At 61.4% G+C, this 484-nt stretch carries 1 protein-coding gene; it reads right to left on the bottom strand.

Going from position 1 to position 484, the window contains the following annotated elements:
- Positions 1–443: isochorismatase family protein (locus AAFM29_RS17430; RefSeq protein WP_341713983.1), on the bottom strand; the 443-nt coding region annotated here is incomplete at its 3' end.
- Positions 444–484 lie beyond the last annotated feature (41 nt).

The following is a 484-nucleotide window of genomic DNA, read 5'->3' on the forward strand; positions in this document are numbered from 1 at the left end:
TGCCAGGTCAGCAGGCTCGGCAGGGGAGTTTCGTGGAAGACCGAAGCCATTTTCTTGTCGAACACCGTATCGCGCGCGAAATCGACCTCGCAGCGCGGGTCGAAGGCATGGCGCTCGCTGCCGGGCTTTATGCTCTGCAGCGCATCGGGGCCATCCTCGCGCATGCCCCACACCCCGCAGTCCGATCCGTCTTCGGCATAGGCGACGCGGGTCCAGATCACGGGCATTCCCGCCGCCCGCGCAAGCGCTGAGATCGCGTTCACATGCTCGATCTGGCGGGGATCGGTTTCATAGGCGGTGACGAAGCGGCAGGGCTGAGTATAGGCGCACTGGATATCGATATTGACGATCGCCAGCTTCTTGCCGAATCCGAATGGCTTGCGTTCGGGGTTCGACATCACGAAATCGAAATACTGGCGGGCGGTAAGGTCGGAATTTTCCATCGGTCACCTGCTGCGGGAAGGAGCGGCGGTTCCTCTAACAT

Source organism: Erythrobacter sp. (assembly GCF_038133525.1).
GTDB lineage: Bacteria > Pseudomonadota > Alphaproteobacteria > Sphingomonadales > Sphingomonadaceae > Qipengyuania.